This window comes from Nitrospiraceae bacterium, assembly GCA_020632595.1.
GTDB lineage: Bacteria > Nitrospirota > Nitrospiria > Nitrospirales > UBA8639 > Nitrospira_E.
The window spans coordinates 61,616-77,730 of record JACKFF010000001.1; the positions used below are offsets into that span (position 1 = coordinate 61,616).

The following is a 16,115-nucleotide window of genomic DNA, read 5'->3' on the forward strand; positions in this document are numbered from 1 at the left end:
CCGGACGACAACCTTATCCCCCCTGCCTACACATGCCTTAACCCCCTCACCCGTTTACCACGATGCTGAATCCGCTCAATCCTGCCAGGTCGATGAGTACAGTGTTCATCTTTGAGGGATGTTATGCATAAGATGGCCAGGGCTACTCTGGGGGAAGAGCAGGATAAGGCCTTGCCACAGACGTTAGATAAGCTGAACAAGGAGGTTATTCCCAAGGTGGGAATAACCAGACAAGCCCGACTTGGGTGCAAGGGCAAGAAGAGCTGTGGAATGGCTGGAAGGAACATGTCAGTGTGAGCAGGCAATCCGGACTCATCAATACGATGGCCACAATGTGACCTCTCCATTTCATCCGGAGCATTGAACCGGATACCCAAGGGATCTCTGCGAAGAAGGGAAACCGCTTCATCACCCCGTGCATTCAACCGGCTCACACTCCCAAAACCCCTTCCCTCGGATAGGTTATCTGCTATTCTTCAACTCGCCCTGTTTACCCTGGAGTCGGATTTCTCTCCATCAGCCCATTCATTTTTCCCCACGCCATTCAGAGTCAAGACCTCTTTTGCCGCCTGAAACCAGTCCGCTTGATCATTGCCATGTTGCCACCCTCGTTGTTCATACAATTCATACGCGCGCTTGGCAATTCGCTCCTGCAATTCCCATTCTGAAAGGCAACCAGAATATTCTGTTGGGAGGTGCATGGTTCCTGCACCATTCTGAGGTTCACCCGATTGGCCCAAAGAGTGTGATTTCCCTTTATTCCCGGACTTGGATTTTGTCGTGCGAACCACCATCCTGGATTTGGGAAGTCGGGAGGCCGATCCCTTTGAAGGACTCTCTTCATTGTCAGATTTTTGAGATCTCATAACTCTCCTTTATGTGTGTAGGCTTGCCATTAGTTCACCCTGAATTTCTTTTTCGCTCGCCAACGCATTCTTTGTTTAGACGGGCCGGGTCCGGATCTCTATGCTGTTGAATCCCACGGTCACATTACCCGTATGACCGCCCTTACCACCAGGGAGCGGAGTCGCTGCCTGTGCGAGCCATCCGAGGTTTCGCCTCATTCACGAGCAAGGTCCTCCCCTCATACACCTTATCATTCCAAGCTGCAATCGCTGCCTGAACCTCCTCGTTGCGGGACATCTCCACAAAGCCAAAGCCACGAGATCTCCCTGTCAATTTGTCCATAATCACCTGAGCGGACTTTACCACGCCGTGAGGAGCGAACAGCTCGCGTAATTGAGCGTCCGTCATAGCAAACGGCAGTCCACCCACAAACATTTTCAAATTCATACGATTCCTCCTAACAGGTTGCGGTTAGAGCCAATGAAATCCCATAAGGAACGAACATGAGAAAGGCCAACACCAGAGATGTGATCATGTCTGTGACTCAGATCCACCTCCGATCCACTATTCCTTGACAACCTCACAAACCTCATGAAGGGACAAGGATTCCCGTTGCTTGAAAGAGCCCGGCTTGGCGGGCACCCTTCCTTTCCAAGAGAGACCTTTTCTCCACGGACGTTCGACAAGAAAAATGACGAAGTGATTTCTGCAGCAAGAGATAGGGATTAAATGGTTTCACCAAAAAATCCTGGGCACCCTCATGAAGTAATTCCCGGAGTTTCGCTTGATTCGCCTCTTGGGACATGACAATGACCGGAACGTCGTAGCCCTGCCATCGCAGTTCATCCAGCATGGTCCACCCATTCATGACCGGCATCTCCAAATCAATCAAAATGCCATCGAATGGCATAGTACCGAGCACCGAGAGCCCTTCACGCCCATTGGAGGCAGTCACCACGTCAAATCCCAACCAGGCTATTGCATCGGCTATAATCCGCGCACTGCCTGCCTCGTCATCAACAACCAGAATCCGCTCAGACATTATCATGCCCTCCATTCAAGATTCGATTCACCGAGTTTTTTGCATTGGAGCCCATCATGCGGTGAAAAGCGGCATGAACTCCCTGCCGGACGATTTTCGCCATATTCGCTCTGCTCTCTGTCCCAAGGGTGGTAACGGCAAAACGGGCCTTCTCGTTTGTCCAATTTTTTCGCAGAATTCGACGGCAACAGCGTTACCCCGTCATGGAGTCAGCCCATCCCCTGCACTCGAACCATTATGTTCCAGCTCGGCCCTATCGTTTAATTAAAAACCGCCTGGGAACCTTTCCCCCACCAATGTCTGACGGAATGGCATGAGAATATTCTCTTGATTTTCGCTGATTATCAGGCAGCGACTCTTTCTTCATTGGTACGGACTTTCCTGTTTCTGGTGATTCCCGTTGGTTCATCGTACTCCCTTCTCTCCACATAGCGGTCGATGTGATTCAAGTAAAACAGCCTCTTGCTCTCAACCTGTACTGGCATACCAGAATGCCAAGCCCCATCATGTCTGGAGGGCGCTTGCCGGTTCCATGTCCAATAGGCGAGGCTTCCTCATTTGGCCCGCTCTTTCCAAGGAAAAATTCGGCTGTAGTCCAAAGCGGTGAATATCATACAGGATACGCTCCGGACTTCCCCAATCACTCCATGACACCCCGGCCATTTCGAGCATCGCGAGGTGGTCTGGCACACGCGCCAGCAGGTGTGAAGAGAAATTCCACGCAGGCATCACGCGATAAATCGATTCCAGCACGGTTCCTTCGTATGAGGTGCCAATTGCATGGCCCAGCCTTTCAAACAGCGGCATCATTTCCGGGAAACACTGCCATCCCAGTTTCCACAATGTTTCTGCCTTGGCCGCTATCACCATCGTGTTCCACCACATGCCCGACCGGCCTTGGGTTCCCCATTCGGTGAGATCCGGCTTTTCGAGGAATGAATGAACCGCTCGAACCTTTTGACCAGAGACCCAACCGATTTCCCGCCCGACCTCAATCCATCCATAATCCGGCTCTGTCCTGTCAGGCTTCACTCCGAGCATCACGAGTCGGTCCGTCAACCATTCTGTTGCCGAAACCGCTCGCCCCACGATTTCCAAAAATCGTGCCTCGGGAGTCACAAAATGATCCGACGGATAAATCACCACCGTAGCTTTGGCATCACGGGCGCGCACATAGGTCAACGGGAGAAAGATTCCCGGCACCGTATTACGATTGAGAGGTTGACTGATGATGGTACCGGCTGCCCGGTCTGCCATTTGCTCCCACGCCAGGTGTTGATGAGCTTGCGAAATCACCGTCACCCGGCGTTCCGAAGGTACCAGGCGATCGGCCCGGTCTATGGTATGTTGCAGCATGGACCGGGTCCCGACAAACGTGCAATACTGCTTCGGCTTGTGATCCCCAAACCAGTGATAGTTGGCAAGTCCAAGGCGCTCCCCATTGCCTCCCGCTAAAATAATCGACCAAACATGGTCATTCTGCTTTCCCGAACCCATCATAAACATCCTCCTCGATTGCCCCAATAACGGTGCTATGGTCAATCCAACAATTTGGTGATACGCCTAACACATCCCTCATTCTTCCGATGGTCTCTCAACTGACTCGACCAAAAGGGAGAGAAGCAGGAGACGGAATGGTCGTTTTTGGTTGGATGTGGCTTCCAAACTGACGATTGGCAAGAATCTGCGAATCAATCACTTCCCCGCAATTCACACATTTCCATATCCCGGCCGGATCATCCCGACATACGGCTTCACCTTCCACAAACGTCTCGATCATCCATCCACCACATCGGAAACACTGTCCTCTCATGCTTCACTCCTTCATGCCCTTGCTACTGTGGATGAAGGTATAGCAATCCGATGTTAGGGCCACAATCACCAATACGGCGATTTTCCCTTCACATTTCTGACGATTACGTTGTCGTGGTTTGTACTACAGAGGCAGGGATGACCGAACCGGTTCCCCAGGAGAACACGGTGCCCTGTCGGAATGTCGGTTCAAGGAACCAACTGATGCTGAAAGGCGTACCGGGTTATTTCCGCATTGTTCTTCATTTTCAGTTTCTGAAGAATACGTGAGCGGTACGTACTGACGGTGCTGACGCCCAAAGACAATTCCTGCGCAATATCCCGTGCGGTCTTGCCTGAAGCAATCAGACTGAGGATCTGATACTCCCGGTCGGACAATGTGAGATGAGGAGGGCTTCCGAGGTCATCGGAGAGGGACATGGCTAAGACTTCCGCAAGTGCGGAACTGATATATTTCCCCCCAAGCAAAACTTTTCGGATAGCCGTTACCAATTCTTCTGCCGCACTCTCCTTCGTCAGGTAGCCGGCGGCTCCTGCTTTTAAAACTCTCACGGCGAATTGATCTTCCGGATGCATACTCAACACCAGCACCGGAAGCTTGGGATTCAATTGCTTCAGATCCTTGAGGGCATCCAAGCCGCTTCGACCCGGCATGGTCATATCCAGGATCACAATGTCCCATTTTCGCTTCCTGACGAGGTCAAGGACTTCATGGATATTGGAGGCCTCACCAACAACCGCATCCTTGAAATCCTCGGCGAGAATTTGCTTTACCCCTTGCCGGACCACAGCGTGATCGTCTGCAACCAGAATTTTTACCATACCCCTCCTCGAAACATGTGATTCCCCTTCATCACGTCGGGCGTGCCGACGGGCCAGCCTCCTGACAGACCTTTGCTGATCACCCCTCACGGTTGAGCGGCAATTCCAGGAAGACCGTCGTGCCTTTCTCTGGGTCACCGACGATTGTCACCTCCCCACCCCAAAGCAGGGCGCGTTCGCGCATACCGACCAGGCCCAGGGATTTGGGACTGGAAATCTGCATGAGGGTAATGCCGCGACCATTGTCCGTAACTTTTAATTTCAGATGCGTCACAGACCGATTCATGTGTATGCTGACACTTGTCGCATCGGCATGGCGGATGACATTCGTTAAGATCTCCTGGAGGATTCGAAAGACAGCCGTGGCGCGATCACTGTCGATAGCCAGACTCTCAGGATAAATGTCCAATCTACAAGTAATTCCGGTCCGACTCTGAAATTCTTTGGCCTGCCATTCGATGGCCGGGCCAAGTCCAAGTTCATCCAACACCGCTGGTCGCAATTCTGTACTGACCTTTTGAACCAATCGGACCATCTCATTCGCAAATTTTGACATTGAATGAATTTTGGGAGCGAGTTGAGCAGCCGTCTCCCTTGAATTCGTCATGGGGATTCGCTTGGCCATCCAGGCCAAATCCATTTTCAAGCATGTCAGCGCCGAACCCAACTCATCGTGAATTTCGCGGGCCACCCGCGTCCGCTCCTCTTCCCTGACCGTCTCCAGATGCGCAGCCAGATCGCGCAACTGTTCATGAGATTCCCTCAAACGCTCCTCTGACCTTTTTCGTTCGGTGATGTCCCGGAATGTGACCACCGCTCCCACGATCCTGTCGTGTTCCCAAATGGGATTGCTGGTATATTCCACCCAGAACGGCGAGCCATCCTTTTTCCAAAACACATCCTCCGGAACATGGTGAAGTGTTCCATCCCGAAATGCCTGATGGATCAGACACTCCTCAACCGGAAAAGGCGTGCCATCGGATTTACTGTGGTGGAGAATATCGTGCATGGACCGGCCGCGCAATTCTTCCCTGGTATAGCCAATCATGTCTGCAGCGGCCGGGTTCATCAATATCGTTTTTCCCTCCAGATCAATTCCATAAATCCCATCATGGGCGGAATTCAAAAGAAGTTCATACTTGTAGCGAAGTCGCGCGAGTGAGGCTTCCGCCTTCTTGCGTTCCGTGACATCCCGCGCGATTCCCACTGTAGCCGAAAACTGATTGCGATGATCGTAGATGACCGTCGCATCCACCTCAATCTCACGGATTTCACCACTTTTCATCAGGAAGCGTATGCTTGATCCACTGGTGGCCTGACGTTCCATGCCTTCTTTGTGAAACCAGTGCGCAGAGCGAGGGAGATCGTCGGGATGAAGGAAATGTGAGACAGGGACCCCCTTCATTTCTTCCGGGGCATATCCAAGGATGGGAAGCACGGCCGGGCTGACAAAGCGAAAGCAGCCCAACGCATCCAGTTCAAACACGATGTCGGTGATATGTTCAATCAGTCGATGATAGCGCTCCTCCGTGTGCTTGATCCTGAGCCGCAAATGGTGCTTTTCAAGCACTTCACGCACCACCATGGGCAATTCCAACAAGAAGTTGGTGGATTTTCGGAGGTAATAATCGGCGCCGGCGAGCATCACCTGGACTGCTGTCGCCTCATCACCATGTCCCGTGAGAAGAATGATGCTGGATTCGGGACAGAGAGACCTCAACTCCCGGAGAATCTCCAGCCCGGTTTTCCCCGGAAGCTTATAATCTAAAAGAATCAACGACCAGCTCGATGCTCTGGCCTTCGCCAAACCAGCTTCCGCCGTCCCGGCTCCTACGATGATGCTGCCTGGCCAGACTTGCAGAAGAGCTTCACCGGTCAATTCCACATCATCGGGTTCGTCGTCGATGATCAAAATTCTTTGTGTGTCTTTATCAGGCATACGTACCTCTGCACATTCATTCAGGCATCATAGTATGAGTCGAGACACACCATGCCTTGACTCCCGCCCTCTCACACCCTGTTTCATGAACATGGGAAATCCATGCCATTCAACGTTTCAGAGCTTCCCCACCTGGGAGGGAAAAACGGGAAATGGGTTGCAGGATCCTACAAATAGGGGGGCGGGGTATTCGTCAAAACCCAATATAACTCCAGCGTCTTGACCGTCTCAACAAATTTGTCAAACAATACGGGCTTCTGAATATAGGAATTCACTCCAAGGTCATAGGACCGGACAATATCCTCATCACGTTTCGACGTGGTCAACACCACCACAGGAACCCGGCAAAGGACAGGTTCCTTTTTGATTCGCCTCAAAACATCAATGCCGTCCACCTTGGGTAATCGCAGATCCAAGAGAATGAGTTTGGGAAATCGCTCAGGTGGAAGCGGCGGCTCCCCGTTACCGAACAAGTGTCTCATGGCTTCCTGTCCATCACGGATTACCGTGAGATTATTCGCGATTTTGCCTGCACGCAAGGCTTCCCTGGTCAACTCAATATCGTCTACATTGCCTTCAATCAGCAAAATATCAATGACGTTGATGGTCATCTCTCCTCCTTATGACACCGCGGGAATTTCCATTTGATGGACGATGAGTCTCCTCTCTTGCCTTTCTAAAGACGTGTCGGGGCAGCCGGAGTTGGCGCGGGAATACCCGCTGACAGTGATTTTCCATACCCTCCTTGATTTTCCGGAAGCGTGAAAAAGAACGTGCTCCCTACTCCCTCTGCCGAATCCACCCAAATTTTCCCTTTGTGGAACTCGACAATGCGTTTGACGATCGCCAGCCCAATACCTGTGCCCTCAATCTGGTCTTCAGTATGCAGTCTATTGAAGACTCCGAAAATTTTCTGGTGGAACTCCGGAGAAATGCCAATTCCCTTGTCGCGAATAAAGAAGATAAATTGTTCCGCAAGCTTCTGACACCCGATGCTGATGACCGGAGGCTCCCCGGGTTTGGCATATTTGATGGCGTTAGACAGGAGATTGGCCCAAAGCTGGGCCAGCCGAACCCGATCTCCATAGACCCATGGCAAGGGGCCCTCGATCCGTAACTCTGTGTGTGTCTGACGAATGCGGTCTTCCACATCCATGCGAACCTGAAGAACAATTTGTTCCATCGACACTAATTCCCATGGATGCGTGATGCGTTCGATGCGGGAATACTCTAACAGATCCCGGATTAGTGCCTCCATTCGCTCGGCGCCTTTTCGGATGCGCTCCAGGTAATGCCGCTCTTGGTGTTCCAGTCGCTCGGCGGCTCGTTTCAGGAGCAGGACGGCAAACCCCTGTATGCCCCGCAAGGGTGCTTGCAAGTCATGGGAAATGGCATACACAAAACTCTCTAGTTCTTCATTGCTGATTCGCAGAGACTCTTCATTTCGCTTCGCAGCGGTGACGTCTTTGCATAATCCAACGGTTCCGGTCGGTTGCCCTTCTGCGTTCCGAAGGACAGAGAGGGTGAGGCTGATATGGACGGGATCCCCCTTGGGATTCCGAAATACAATCTCACGACCAATGACCTCCCCATGGACAGTTAATTCGTCCACCAATGGCTTCCAATGACCTGGATCCATGAAGAGTTCCGTCACGGGTTTGGAGACCATGGCTTCCGCGGCATATCCAAGCACATTCTCGGCTCCCCGACTAAACCTCGTAATGTTTCCCTCTGTGTCGGAAAAAAAGATCGGATCGGGCGCGTGATCAAGCACATCCGCCAACTGATCCCGCGCCGCCCGATATTCCTGCTCGGCTTTGACCGCCCGAACCGCCTCGGTTTGCGCCTGACCATATTCCTGTCTCAAGCGGTATGTGAGCCAATACAACAGAGCCACCAGCGGGAAAAAGATGACGCCCCCCGCGAGACCCAAATTCCAAACGATCCGGTGGAGGGGTGCCAGGATCGCACTGCGATCCAGGTTGACGAGGACTGTCCAATTCAGACCTGGAAACTCGCCTATTCCTTTGGTGCGGGCATATCCTCTGAGGATTTCCACTCCACGTCGTTTATGCATTTCTTCGACGTAACCAGGCTGCCCCGACGCATTCATGAATGCCGGTTGAACTCCTAGCTTTCTCAGGTTGACTTTTCCCTCTTCCTGTAACAGAGAATCGGCTAGTAGGTTGCCATCCTTGTCCAATAAATGCCACTCCCCCATCGCGGAAGGGCCTTCAGGCATCTGTACAGGGATCACTGTCCGGTCGAAGACTTTTCGGAGATCGGGCAGCCCCACCCGTGCAGTCACGGCACCCAAAAATTTCGCATCAGCATCAAGGATCGGAGCCGAAAAGGCCACCGCCAAGATCCCTCCAGCATCCAGGGAACGTTCTGCATCTTGAATATGAATACCACCTGTATCGCGCACATCTTGAAACCAGGTTTCGCGACTGCGGTCTTCTCCTACGTTGGAGCGATTGGAGGCGGCAATAATCCTGCCCTGCCGATCGGTCACCGCTATCCACCGGTAGATAGGGTAGGCTTTTTTAAACAAATCCAGATAATTGTTTATGGTGTGGACATCCCTACCATGAAAAACTTCTGATTTGGCAATGGTTTGAATATCCCCATACCGCTCAAACAGGAGCAGGTCCAACTTATCGGCAATATCGACCGCAACCCTGGTCAAACTCCTTCCGGCAGCTTCCAGGGTTTGATTTTCAAGCTGATGAACGGCGACAGCCCCATGAACTAATACCCCGACCACGATGAGGATGCGAAGCCATGACAACCATTGGTAGGAACTTTTTGGTAGCTGCATCATCGCATTTCGTTAAAACCCCTTCCGGACCATAGACCAGAACCCACATTTCCCGGCCTTCGCCATACTGCTACACACAAAGCGGATACGGTTCCGCCGCCTGGCATCCTCTTATGGCTCTTCAATATTCGTCTGTTTAGCCTAGACACAACTTTGAGGGATCGGATCACCACGAAAGATGTGGTCAATGCAGGCAAGTGAAAAAGGCACTGAGGAAGAATTCAATATCACGACCCTATGGTCGATGCTAATTAGCATGCTCATAGAGCCTGGTCAATAGGATGGATTCCTTACCCGGAATTCCATCAGAAAATAAGGATGATGTATGGTTTGCGTTATTCAATACCCCCCTGAACTCAAAACCCTGATAACGTCCAACCCACCACGCGCAAGCGAATTTGTCTCATCTGATTCTGTGACAAGACCTGAGAATCAATCCACAAGCTCAATAATACCCACAGAGGGTACATTCGGCTTCATGCTCAGAAATCAAAAGGCTCGTTAAAATGAAAGAATTGCGTGATGGTGATAGAAAGATGTATGGGCCTGTTAGTATAGGAACGCCTTCCAATAATACCGGACAAGCGACGCATTCCTTCTTACGTCAGACGATATTTTCCGGGCTTGGGGCATGCATTGGGGGATATCGCTTGGGAATTAACACCTATAAATTATGGAAAATAAGTCGAAGGTAATGCGAGCAGGGAGTAGGATATTGCCGACATACTTAGAAACGTCGGTCAACTATTGATTTGGCCAAGGTGATCTAACCGACCACCAGTGCATTCTTGACATCGTTTGGGTGTGCATAGAAAGTCATTTCTCTGGCGCAAGTATTCCCGCAACCGGGCTCCTCCTTCTACCCCACTTCTTTTGGGGTCAACACGTCGTGTTCCGCCTGAAACCAGTCCTCTCGATCATACCCATGTTGGCAGCCTCGTTGCACAAACAATTCATAGGCCCGCTTTTCGATTCGCCCATGTAATATTTCTTCCGAAATGTAATGGGGAAGACCTGATTGAGCTTGCCTGATCTTTGCACCCTTCCTACGCTCAGCCAGTCGAGACACGGCTTTTATATTCCCTTTTTTGGAGTTCGTCGTGGAAGCCCCGTCCTTGGTAATGGGAAATTGAAATGGTAAAACTTTTGAGGTCTTTTCTTCATTGTGAGATTTTTGAGTTCTCATCATTCTCCTACAGTTGGTCCAATGGACACGAGTTCGGGTTAATAATCTTTTTACTCCTCAAGCACGCCTTCTAAAACGTGTGAAAATCGATCCCTACATCATTAAATCGCTCGGTTGTACTTCCCACATATCGTTGCTTCCCAGTGACTATCAAAAACAATGTCCAACCTTCCCTGATCGGTTCACTCTACATGGTGAAAAGAAAAAAATTCATCCGCATCATGTAAGCAAGGGCATTGAGGAAGCATACAACACAAGGGCGGATGACTCTTGCGACTCAGGCCACCTTCCAATCGGATTTCTCCGCAGGCACCCAACAACTCCTTTGGACCAAGAGCGCTCCTTCTGCCAGAGAAATCTTGGCCTCCTGAGTTTCATCTTTTACGATAGCCGGTCTTTTTCCCATGCTCGGTTGCCAAGGGAAATGCCGAAATGTTTTCTGCATCAGAAGAAGATGATTGAACGGTTTCACCAGATAATCCTGGGCACCTTCTGCAAGGAATTTTTTGAGTTTCGCGCAATTTCCCTCCTTCGACATGACAATGACCGGAACCGCGTTCCCCTGCCATCGCAATTCATCCAGCATGGTCCATCCATTCATCACCGGCATCTCCAAATCAAGCAAAATGCCATCAATTGGCGTGGCGTGAAGCACGGAGAGACCTTCACGCCCATTTGAGGCAATTTTCACCTCGAATCCCCACCCCTCTATCGCCCCGGCTACGAAGCTGGCACTGTCTGCCTCATCATCAACGACCAAGATCCTGGTCGACATCGCTTCCTCCATATTCAAAACTTGGCTCGGGGTGTTGCTCGCAGCCGCAACCCCCACTGAAGGCGCAAAACTCGATGCCACAAACCCTCTGCCCCATAATCAACGCGATCGGTCTGGCCTTGGGACTCAATGACGGCAACGGGCAATCGGAGGTCTCTCGTTCTCCATATTTTTCATACCGTCCATTCCCAAAACGGTCAGGCATGGCCCGACAGAGAACAGTACCTTGTGCCGGATATATCAAGTCCCACCTTTTTCCTGACGTTTAATCAAAAACCGTTTAATACCCTTGTCCAGGCTCGCATTTGCGGAATTGGGTCGAGAATGATCGCGTAAAGCCCGGGTATGATCGGCCGCAGCCTCTTTCTCCGTTGGCGCAGACAATTGGGGCCTTCGTGCCTCTGATTGATTCATCATTCTCCCTCCTCTCGAAATAGGGGGTGGATTCAATTCAAGCGTCAGAATCTTTTGGTATCAATCTGTTGGGACGCGCAACACACCGCTGGCAGGGAATTCGTCTTGACTCTTTTCAATAAGGAAAGAATCCCCTCGTCTCATTCAAACCTTCATAGCATAATTGATACCATCGAGCCGCTAGAGATATCCGCAACCGGCCTATGCCTCCAAACACATGACTGGGATTTGGATTACTCCCTCAACGGACAAAGAATCGAATTACAGTCGGGAAAGGATTACGGCGAGCAAAGAGGTTTGAAATGGGCGTTTTCGCACTGAACGCACACGTAAATTCACTCATACATGCGAAGCATGGGCTTGGGAATTTATGATGAACCGTTGTCACGACATTACCAGTCAAATAATCAAACTGATCTATGAACCACGCTCCAACGATTATTCGAGTAAGCGTGGCATTCACACACACCGCCCATCCATTTTTCCGTGCGTGACCTCCACATCTTTCAATTCTATGATGTAATTAACCAGGCTAGTTGGCGCGCCGGGTTCACCTGAACGCCGGGGGAAGCAGAAGGCAAACGGAAAGTATGAGACACTGCAAAAACAATGGGGACATGTGTCACGGAACTATAGGACCAGGGATTCAGGAGAGATGACTTTTATAGGTTCAAATTTCATACGACCGCTTCTGAAACACGTATGCAGGTGAACATGGGAACCAAACAGGATGAAATTCTTTTCATCCTAGACCTCTCTCTCAGTCCTTCATTTCCAGAGGATGCTGGAATCAAAAATTTCCTCAAACATTCCTTCCATCATGAGCCTCGCTTTAAACCAGTGTTCGTCCTCACTATTCTCAGCCTTCCTCTGCTCTACCTCCGAAGATGTCTGTCTTAGCAGTGCGCCACTTGACCTCCTTGGAGACAGCCCTGCAACCAATGCTGTAGCTCGACCAACAACTTCTCAACCACCTTTTGGGCAGCTTGCACGCCACCATAGGCATCTTCACTGGGAGCATTTTCAAGAATTTCAAAACTCCGTGTTCCAAGGACACGAGGATCAAAAACCGTCGTCAGTTGTGCCCTCAGGGCCAATCGAATTCGACTCGGTTGTTGCGTGAATTCCTGAACCAACGCCACCTGGGAGAGATCCAGGCGATAGTCCCCTCGAAGTACGGAAGGCAGTTGAATCACCGCACCCCATTCCCCACTGCTTTCGAGTGCATTCATGATTAACGGGGCCAGCATTCGGGCGGGGGAATCCACCCATTGGCTGGTGGCAAAATAGCGAATTTCATAGGGAACCAGTTCATAGGCCATTCGTTGCAATTCATATCCCGGAGCAGGTTGAGGGAGCGAAATAAGAAGAATTGGCAAATTCGATGGACGGGATCTATCCGTTCCCCGGGCTTCCCCTCCTTCCCCAATTTCCAGGACATACGACCGCACCGGCTCATCATTCCCTCGAGAAAGTGCACAAGCGGAAAGTGCGGTCGCAAGGAATATGGCCGCCAGCAGGAACATAGCCTTCATGTCTTTACTCACCGGGACCTCTGGGTTGAGATGGTCGACCATAAATCAGCGAGTCGGGTTCCTGCTCGATTTGATGAGCCACTCGTTGCAACGTGTGTGTCAGCTGCCGGAGTTCGATGACTAATTGCCCGGTTTCACCCAAAGTTTCGCGCGTGAATTGCTGGATGTCCGGATGGCTTTCCTCAACGATGGACTCTAACGTCTTTCCGGTTCGAGCCAATTCTTCCGCCACCGTCTTGACTGCTGTGACACTCTGGTGAATTCGCGCGACCAGTCTTGGCAAGTCATGGTTCACCGTTGAAGTCAGCATGGCCAGATTCTCGGCAGCTTCGGACGCCCGGTCAATTCCCTGTGCTATCGATTCATTGTGCCGCGTCAAAGTGTGAGACACTATGGAAAGATCATTCAGAATCCCTTCCATCTTTAAGCGGTTCTCCTCATTCATGAACGCCGAAGCGTTCTCACTCAACCCATGCAAACTACTCAAGAGCTTGGAGAGTCCCTGCTCTGATAGGAGACGCGAAATGGCCATGTCCAAACGAAAGAAAAGGGAGGGTTTCGTCTGAATGACCGGATATTCTTGACCCAGCTCGGATTCCAATCTTGGAGCCTCGCGGCTCCCTCCTTCCAAATTCATCGTCGCCAATCCCGTTAATCCCTGCGTCTCTAGCGTCGCAACCGTATCGGTCTTGATGGGTGTGCCCCGAAGAATATCAAGCGTCAAACGCACCTCCTCGGGATTGTCAGGATTCAACGCAATTTCTTTCACTCGCCCCACATTCACCCCCCGATATTTCACCGTCGAGTCGACGCTTAACCCGGACACGGATTGCCGCATGTAGGCATGGTACTGGTCATACGCGCCGCGGTAATCTGATTTCCCCAACCACAACACCATTCCCACCGCAATCGCACCCAGCACAAAAACGAACAATCCGACCATGACGTAATTCCCTCGCGGCTCCATCATGAAACCTCATTTTGACTCTGGGCCGCCCTCCCCCGGGGACCATGGAAATATTCATGAATGATGGGATCCCGTGATTCCGCTAGTTCGTGCATCGTTCCTACACCCAGGATGGTGCCGTTTCCGAGCACGGCGACACGATCTGCGATGCGCCAGAGAGAATCAAGATCATGCGTGACCATCACCACCGTTAAGCCTAGTACCGCTTTTAATTGCAAGACCAAGGCATCAAATCCCGCCGCAATGAGAGGATCCAGGCCGGCAGTGGGTTCATCCAAAAAAATGAGCTCCGGATCCATAACAATCGCCCGTGCCAACGCCGCTCGTCGCCGCATACCCCCACTCAATTCACTGGGGAATTTATCGGCACTGTCCATGGGCAATTCGACCGTGGCAATTTTTACGGCCACAATCTCGCGAATGAGTTCCGGGGAGATATCAGTATGCTCTTTTAACGGCACGGCGACATTTTCCGCCAAGGTCAACGAACTGAATAAGGCGCCCTGCTGAAACATGACCCCCAAACGCCGGTATATATTCTGTGCACCCTGCTCTCTTAACGCTGCCACGTCATGTCCGAACAGGCGAATGGTTCCTTCAGCCTGTGCGTGTAATCCAATGATTTCCCGGAGGAGTGTGGATTTTCCTGAACCATTCCCGCCTGCGATGGCAAAGATCTCCCCCGACATAATCGACAAATTGACATCATCATGGACAACGGCGTCACCAAACCGGGTACACACATGGCTCACTTCAATAATAGGATTTGCGTGATGAATAATGCCTGAAGCCATCGTTAAATATTCCACCAACTAAAAACAATGCTGCACACCGCATCAAACACGATAACCAGAAAAATACTTTGGACCACGCCAATCGTGGTTCTCTTACCCACATCATCGACATTACCCCGGATCTGAAACCCCTGATAACAGCCGACCATGGCGATGATAACGGCAAAACACGGGGCTTTCCCAATCCCGATAAAAAAGTGCCGGAGTGCCACGGATTCTTCAAATCGTCCCACAAACTCCACCCCGCTGACATTCAGCTGACTGGAGGCAACCAATGCACCGCCAATGACTCCGAGAATATCCGCATACACCGTCAAAAGGGGGACCGCGATGACAAGCGCAAGGACCCGCGGAAGTACCAGCAATTGCATGGGCGAAAGTCCCAGGGTCCTGACAGCATCCAACTCCTCCGTCACCTTCATCGTGCCAATCTGGGCGGCATAGGCTGATCCCGAACGCCCGGCAATCAGAATGGCCACGATCAAGGGAGCAATTTCACGAAACAATGAGATGCCGACGAGATCCACCACGAAAATATTGGCTCCAAACTGACGCAATTGTTCGGCACCCTGATACGCAATCACCACACCCATGAGAAAGGCGAGCAATCCGGTTATCGGCAACGCATGATAGCCATCCCGGTCCAGGCTGCGGAACAACGCCCTCCATCGGATTAATGAAGGTCGTCGGAGTGAACGGATCATATGCACCGTCGCCTCTCCGACAAACGCCAGAGCTTTCACCATATGGCCGATATGCCGGGACACCCACCATTTGAAATTTTTCTCCGTATGTTCGCTCACGGGCAATGCGGGATGGATTCGATCCCAATGGCTCGCGACTAATTGCATCAGTTCCTCAAACTCCGGACGTAGGCCTTCAAGCGAGACTTGGTGCCCTTTTGAACGAAGCTCCATAATGGTCCGATACAGCACAATCGCACCACCCGTATCCATGGCCCGAATATTCACCACATCCCACACCAGCTCTCGCACCAGCGGCCACTGGATTTCCATCAGTAACGTATTCAGCATTGTGAGATGAGGAATGATCCATGATCCTTCACAACGAACGATGGAATCATCCATGATAAGGACATGCGGCGGTCTATTTTGATGTGTTCCAGTCATAGGAAACCGGAAAAAATTGCGTGAGAAGTTAA

16 protein-coding genes are annotated in these 16,115 nt (G+C 51.2%); all 16 read right to left on the reverse strand.

The annotated features are described in order from the left end of the window. Positions 1–476 precede the first annotated feature (476 nt). The 16 genes from H6750_00290 to H6750_00365 all read right to left on the reverse strand — a co-directional run bounded on the left by H6750_00290 (position 477) and on the right by H6750_00365 (position 16,041). On the reverse strand, positions 477–866 hold the full coding sequence (locus H6750_00290) for a DUF2934 domain-containing protein (protein ID MCB9772748.1): 390 nt from the start codon (positions 864–866) through the stop codon (positions 477–479). A 142-nt stretch (positions 867–1,008) separates the two neighbouring features. After that, a complete protein-coding gene (locus H6750_00295) occupies positions 1,009–1,293 on the reverse strand; it encodes an RNA-binding protein (protein MCB9772749.1) in 285 nt (94 codons plus the stop codon). 142 nt (positions 1,294–1,435) lie between these two features. Then, on the reverse strand, positions 1,436–1,888 hold the full coding sequence (locus H6750_00300; GenBank protein MCB9772750.1) for a response regulator: 453 nt from the start codon (positions 1,886–1,888) through the stop codon (positions 1,436–1,438). Between the two features lie 504 nt (positions 1,889–2,392). Further along, the gene (locus H6750_00305; GenBank protein MCB9772751.1) at positions 2,393–3,388 is read right to left on the reverse strand and encodes a hypothetical protein; all 996 of its coding nucleotides are present in this window, start codon (positions 3,386–3,388) and stop codon (positions 2,393–2,395) included. 94 nt (positions 3,389–3,482) lie between these two features. Next, complete coding sequence (locus H6750_00310; protein ID MCB9772752.1) at positions 3,483–3,701, reverse strand: hypothetical protein; 219 nt, start codon at positions 3,699–3,701, stop codon at positions 3,483–3,485. Between the two features lie 188 nt (positions 3,702–3,889). Beyond that, positions 3,890–4,522: a response regulator transcription factor gene (locus H6750_00315; protein MCB9772753.1), complete on the reverse strand. Its 633-nt coding sequence runs from the start codon at positions 4,520–4,522 to the stop codon at positions 3,890–3,892. Positions 4,523–4,601: 79 nt separating this feature from the next. Beyond that, entirely contained in the window at positions 4,602–6,461 is a 1,860-nt protein-coding gene (locus tag H6750_00320; protein MCB9772754.1) for a PAS domain S-box protein, read from the reverse strand. Positions 6,462–6,628: 167 nt separating this feature from the next. Continuing rightward, entirely contained in the window at positions 6,629–7,072 is a 444-nt protein-coding gene (locus H6750_00325) for a response regulator (GenBank protein MCB9772755.1), read from the reverse strand. A gap of 65 nt (positions 7,073–7,137) precedes the next feature. Further along, entirely contained in the window at positions 7,138–9,285 is a 2,148-nt protein-coding gene (locus H6750_00330; GenBank protein MCB9772756.1) for a PAS domain S-box protein, read from the reverse strand. An 856-nt stretch (positions 9,286–10,141) separates the two neighbouring features. Continuing rightward, a complete protein-coding gene (locus tag H6750_00335; GenBank protein MCB9772757.1) occupies positions 10,142–10,471 on the reverse strand; it encodes a DUF2934 domain-containing protein in 330 nt (109 codons plus the stop codon). A 274-nt stretch (positions 10,472–10,745) separates the two neighbouring features. Continuing rightward, positions 10,746–11,243 carry a response regulator gene (locus tag H6750_00340; GenBank protein ID MCB9772758.1) on the reverse strand — a complete coding sequence of 166 codons (498 nt, stop codon included), beginning with the start codon at positions 11,241–11,243 and terminating at the stop codon, positions 10,746–10,748. Positions 11,244–11,483: 240 nt separating this feature from the next. Next, complete coding sequence (locus tag H6750_00345) at positions 11,484–11,660, reverse strand: hypothetical protein (protein ID MCB9772759.1); 177 nt, start codon at positions 11,658–11,660, stop codon at positions 11,484–11,486. An 893-nt stretch (positions 11,661–12,553) separates the two neighbouring features. Continuing rightward, positions 12,554–13,192 carry a membrane integrity-associated transporter subunit PqiC gene (locus H6750_00350; GenBank protein ID MCB9772760.1) on the reverse strand — a complete coding sequence of 213 codons (639 nt, stop codon included), beginning with the start codon at positions 13,190–13,192 and terminating at the stop codon, positions 12,554–12,556. A gap of 4 nt (positions 13,193–13,196) precedes the next feature. Beyond that, positions 13,197–14,162 carry an MCE family protein gene (locus H6750_00355; GenBank protein MCB9772761.1) on the reverse strand — a complete coding sequence of 322 codons (966 nt, stop codon included), beginning with the start codon at positions 14,160–14,162 and terminating at the stop codon, positions 13,197–13,199. Next, a complete protein-coding gene (locus tag H6750_00360; GenBank protein MCB9772762.1) occupies positions 14,159–14,953 on the reverse strand; it encodes an ATP-binding cassette domain-containing protein in 795 nt (264 codons plus the stop codon). Before H6750_00360 ends, H6750_00355 begins: the two co-directional genes overlap by 4 nt. A gap of 2 nt (positions 14,954–14,955) precedes the next feature. Beyond that, positions 14,956–16,041, reverse strand: a complete 1,086-nt coding sequence (locus H6750_00365) for an ABC transporter permease (protein ID MCB9772763.1) — start codon at positions 16,039–16,041, stop codon at positions 14,956–14,958. Between the last annotated feature and the right edge of the window lie 74 nt (positions 16,042–16,115).

What these genes read in the sequence shown, in the direction of transcription:
- H6750_00315 (MCB9772753.1), bottom strand. Translation starts at nt 4,522, where the DNA reads ATGGTAAAAATTCTGGTTGCAGACGATCACGCTGTGGTCCGGCAAGGG.
- H6750_00325 (MCB9772755.1), bottom strand. Translation starts at nt 7,072, where the DNA reads ATGACCATCAACGTCATTGATATTTTGCTGATTGAAGGCAATGTAGAC.
- H6750_00350 (MCB9772760.1), bottom strand. Translation starts at nt 13,192, where the DNA reads ATGAAGGCTATGTTCCTGCTGGCGGCCATATTCCTTGCGACCGCACTT.
- H6750_00290 (MCB9772748.1), bottom strand. Translation starts at nt 866, where the DNA reads ATGAGATCTCAAAAATCTGACAATGAAGAGAGTCCTTCAAAGGGATCG.
- H6750_00295 (MCB9772749.1), bottom strand. Translation starts at nt 1,293, where the DNA reads ATGAATTTGAAAATGTTTGTGGGTGGACTGCCGTTTGCTATGACGGAC.
- H6750_00330 (MCB9772756.1), bottom strand. Translation starts at nt 9,285, where the DNA reads ATGATGCAGCTACCAAAAAGTTCCTACCAATGGTTGTCATGGCTTCGC.
- H6750_00365 (MCB9772763.1), bottom strand. Translation starts at nt 16,041, where the DNA reads ATGGATGATTCCATCGTTCGTTGTGAAGGATCATGGATCATTCCTCAT.
- H6750_00320 (MCB9772754.1), bottom strand. Translation starts at nt 6,461, where the DNA reads ATGCCTGATAAAGACACACAAAGAATTTTGATCATCGACGACGAACCC.
- H6750_00335 (MCB9772757.1), bottom strand. Translation starts at nt 10,471, where the DNA reads ATGATGAGAACTCAAAAATCTCACAATGAAGAAAAGACCTCAAAAGTT.
- H6750_00355 (MCB9772761.1), bottom strand. Translation starts at nt 14,162, where the DNA reads ATGATGGAGCCGCGAGGGAATTACGTCATGGTCGGATTGTTCGTTTTT.
- H6750_00360 (MCB9772762.1), bottom strand. Translation starts at nt 14,953, where the DNA reads ATGGCTTCAGGCATTATTCATCACGCAAATCCTATTATTGAAGTGAGC.
- H6750_00340 (MCB9772758.1), bottom strand. Translation starts at nt 11,243, where the DNA reads ATGTCGACCAGGATCTTGGTCGTTGATGATGAGGCAGACAGTGCCAGC.
- H6750_00345 (MCB9772759.1), bottom strand. Translation starts at nt 11,660, where the DNA reads ATGATGAATCAATCAGAGGCACGAAGGCCCCAATTGTCTGCGCCAACG.
- H6750_00305 (MCB9772751.1), bottom strand. Translation starts at nt 3,388, where the DNA reads ATGATGGGTTCGGGAAAGCAGAATGACCATGTTTGGTCGATTATTTTA.
- H6750_00300 (MCB9772750.1), bottom strand. Translation starts at nt 1,888, where the DNA reads ATGTCTGAGCGGATTCTGGTTGTTGATGACGAGGCAGGCAGTGCGCGG.
- H6750_00310 (MCB9772752.1), bottom strand. Translation starts at nt 3,701, where the DNA reads ATGAGAGGACAGTGTTTCCGATGTGGTGGATGGATGATCGAGACGTTT.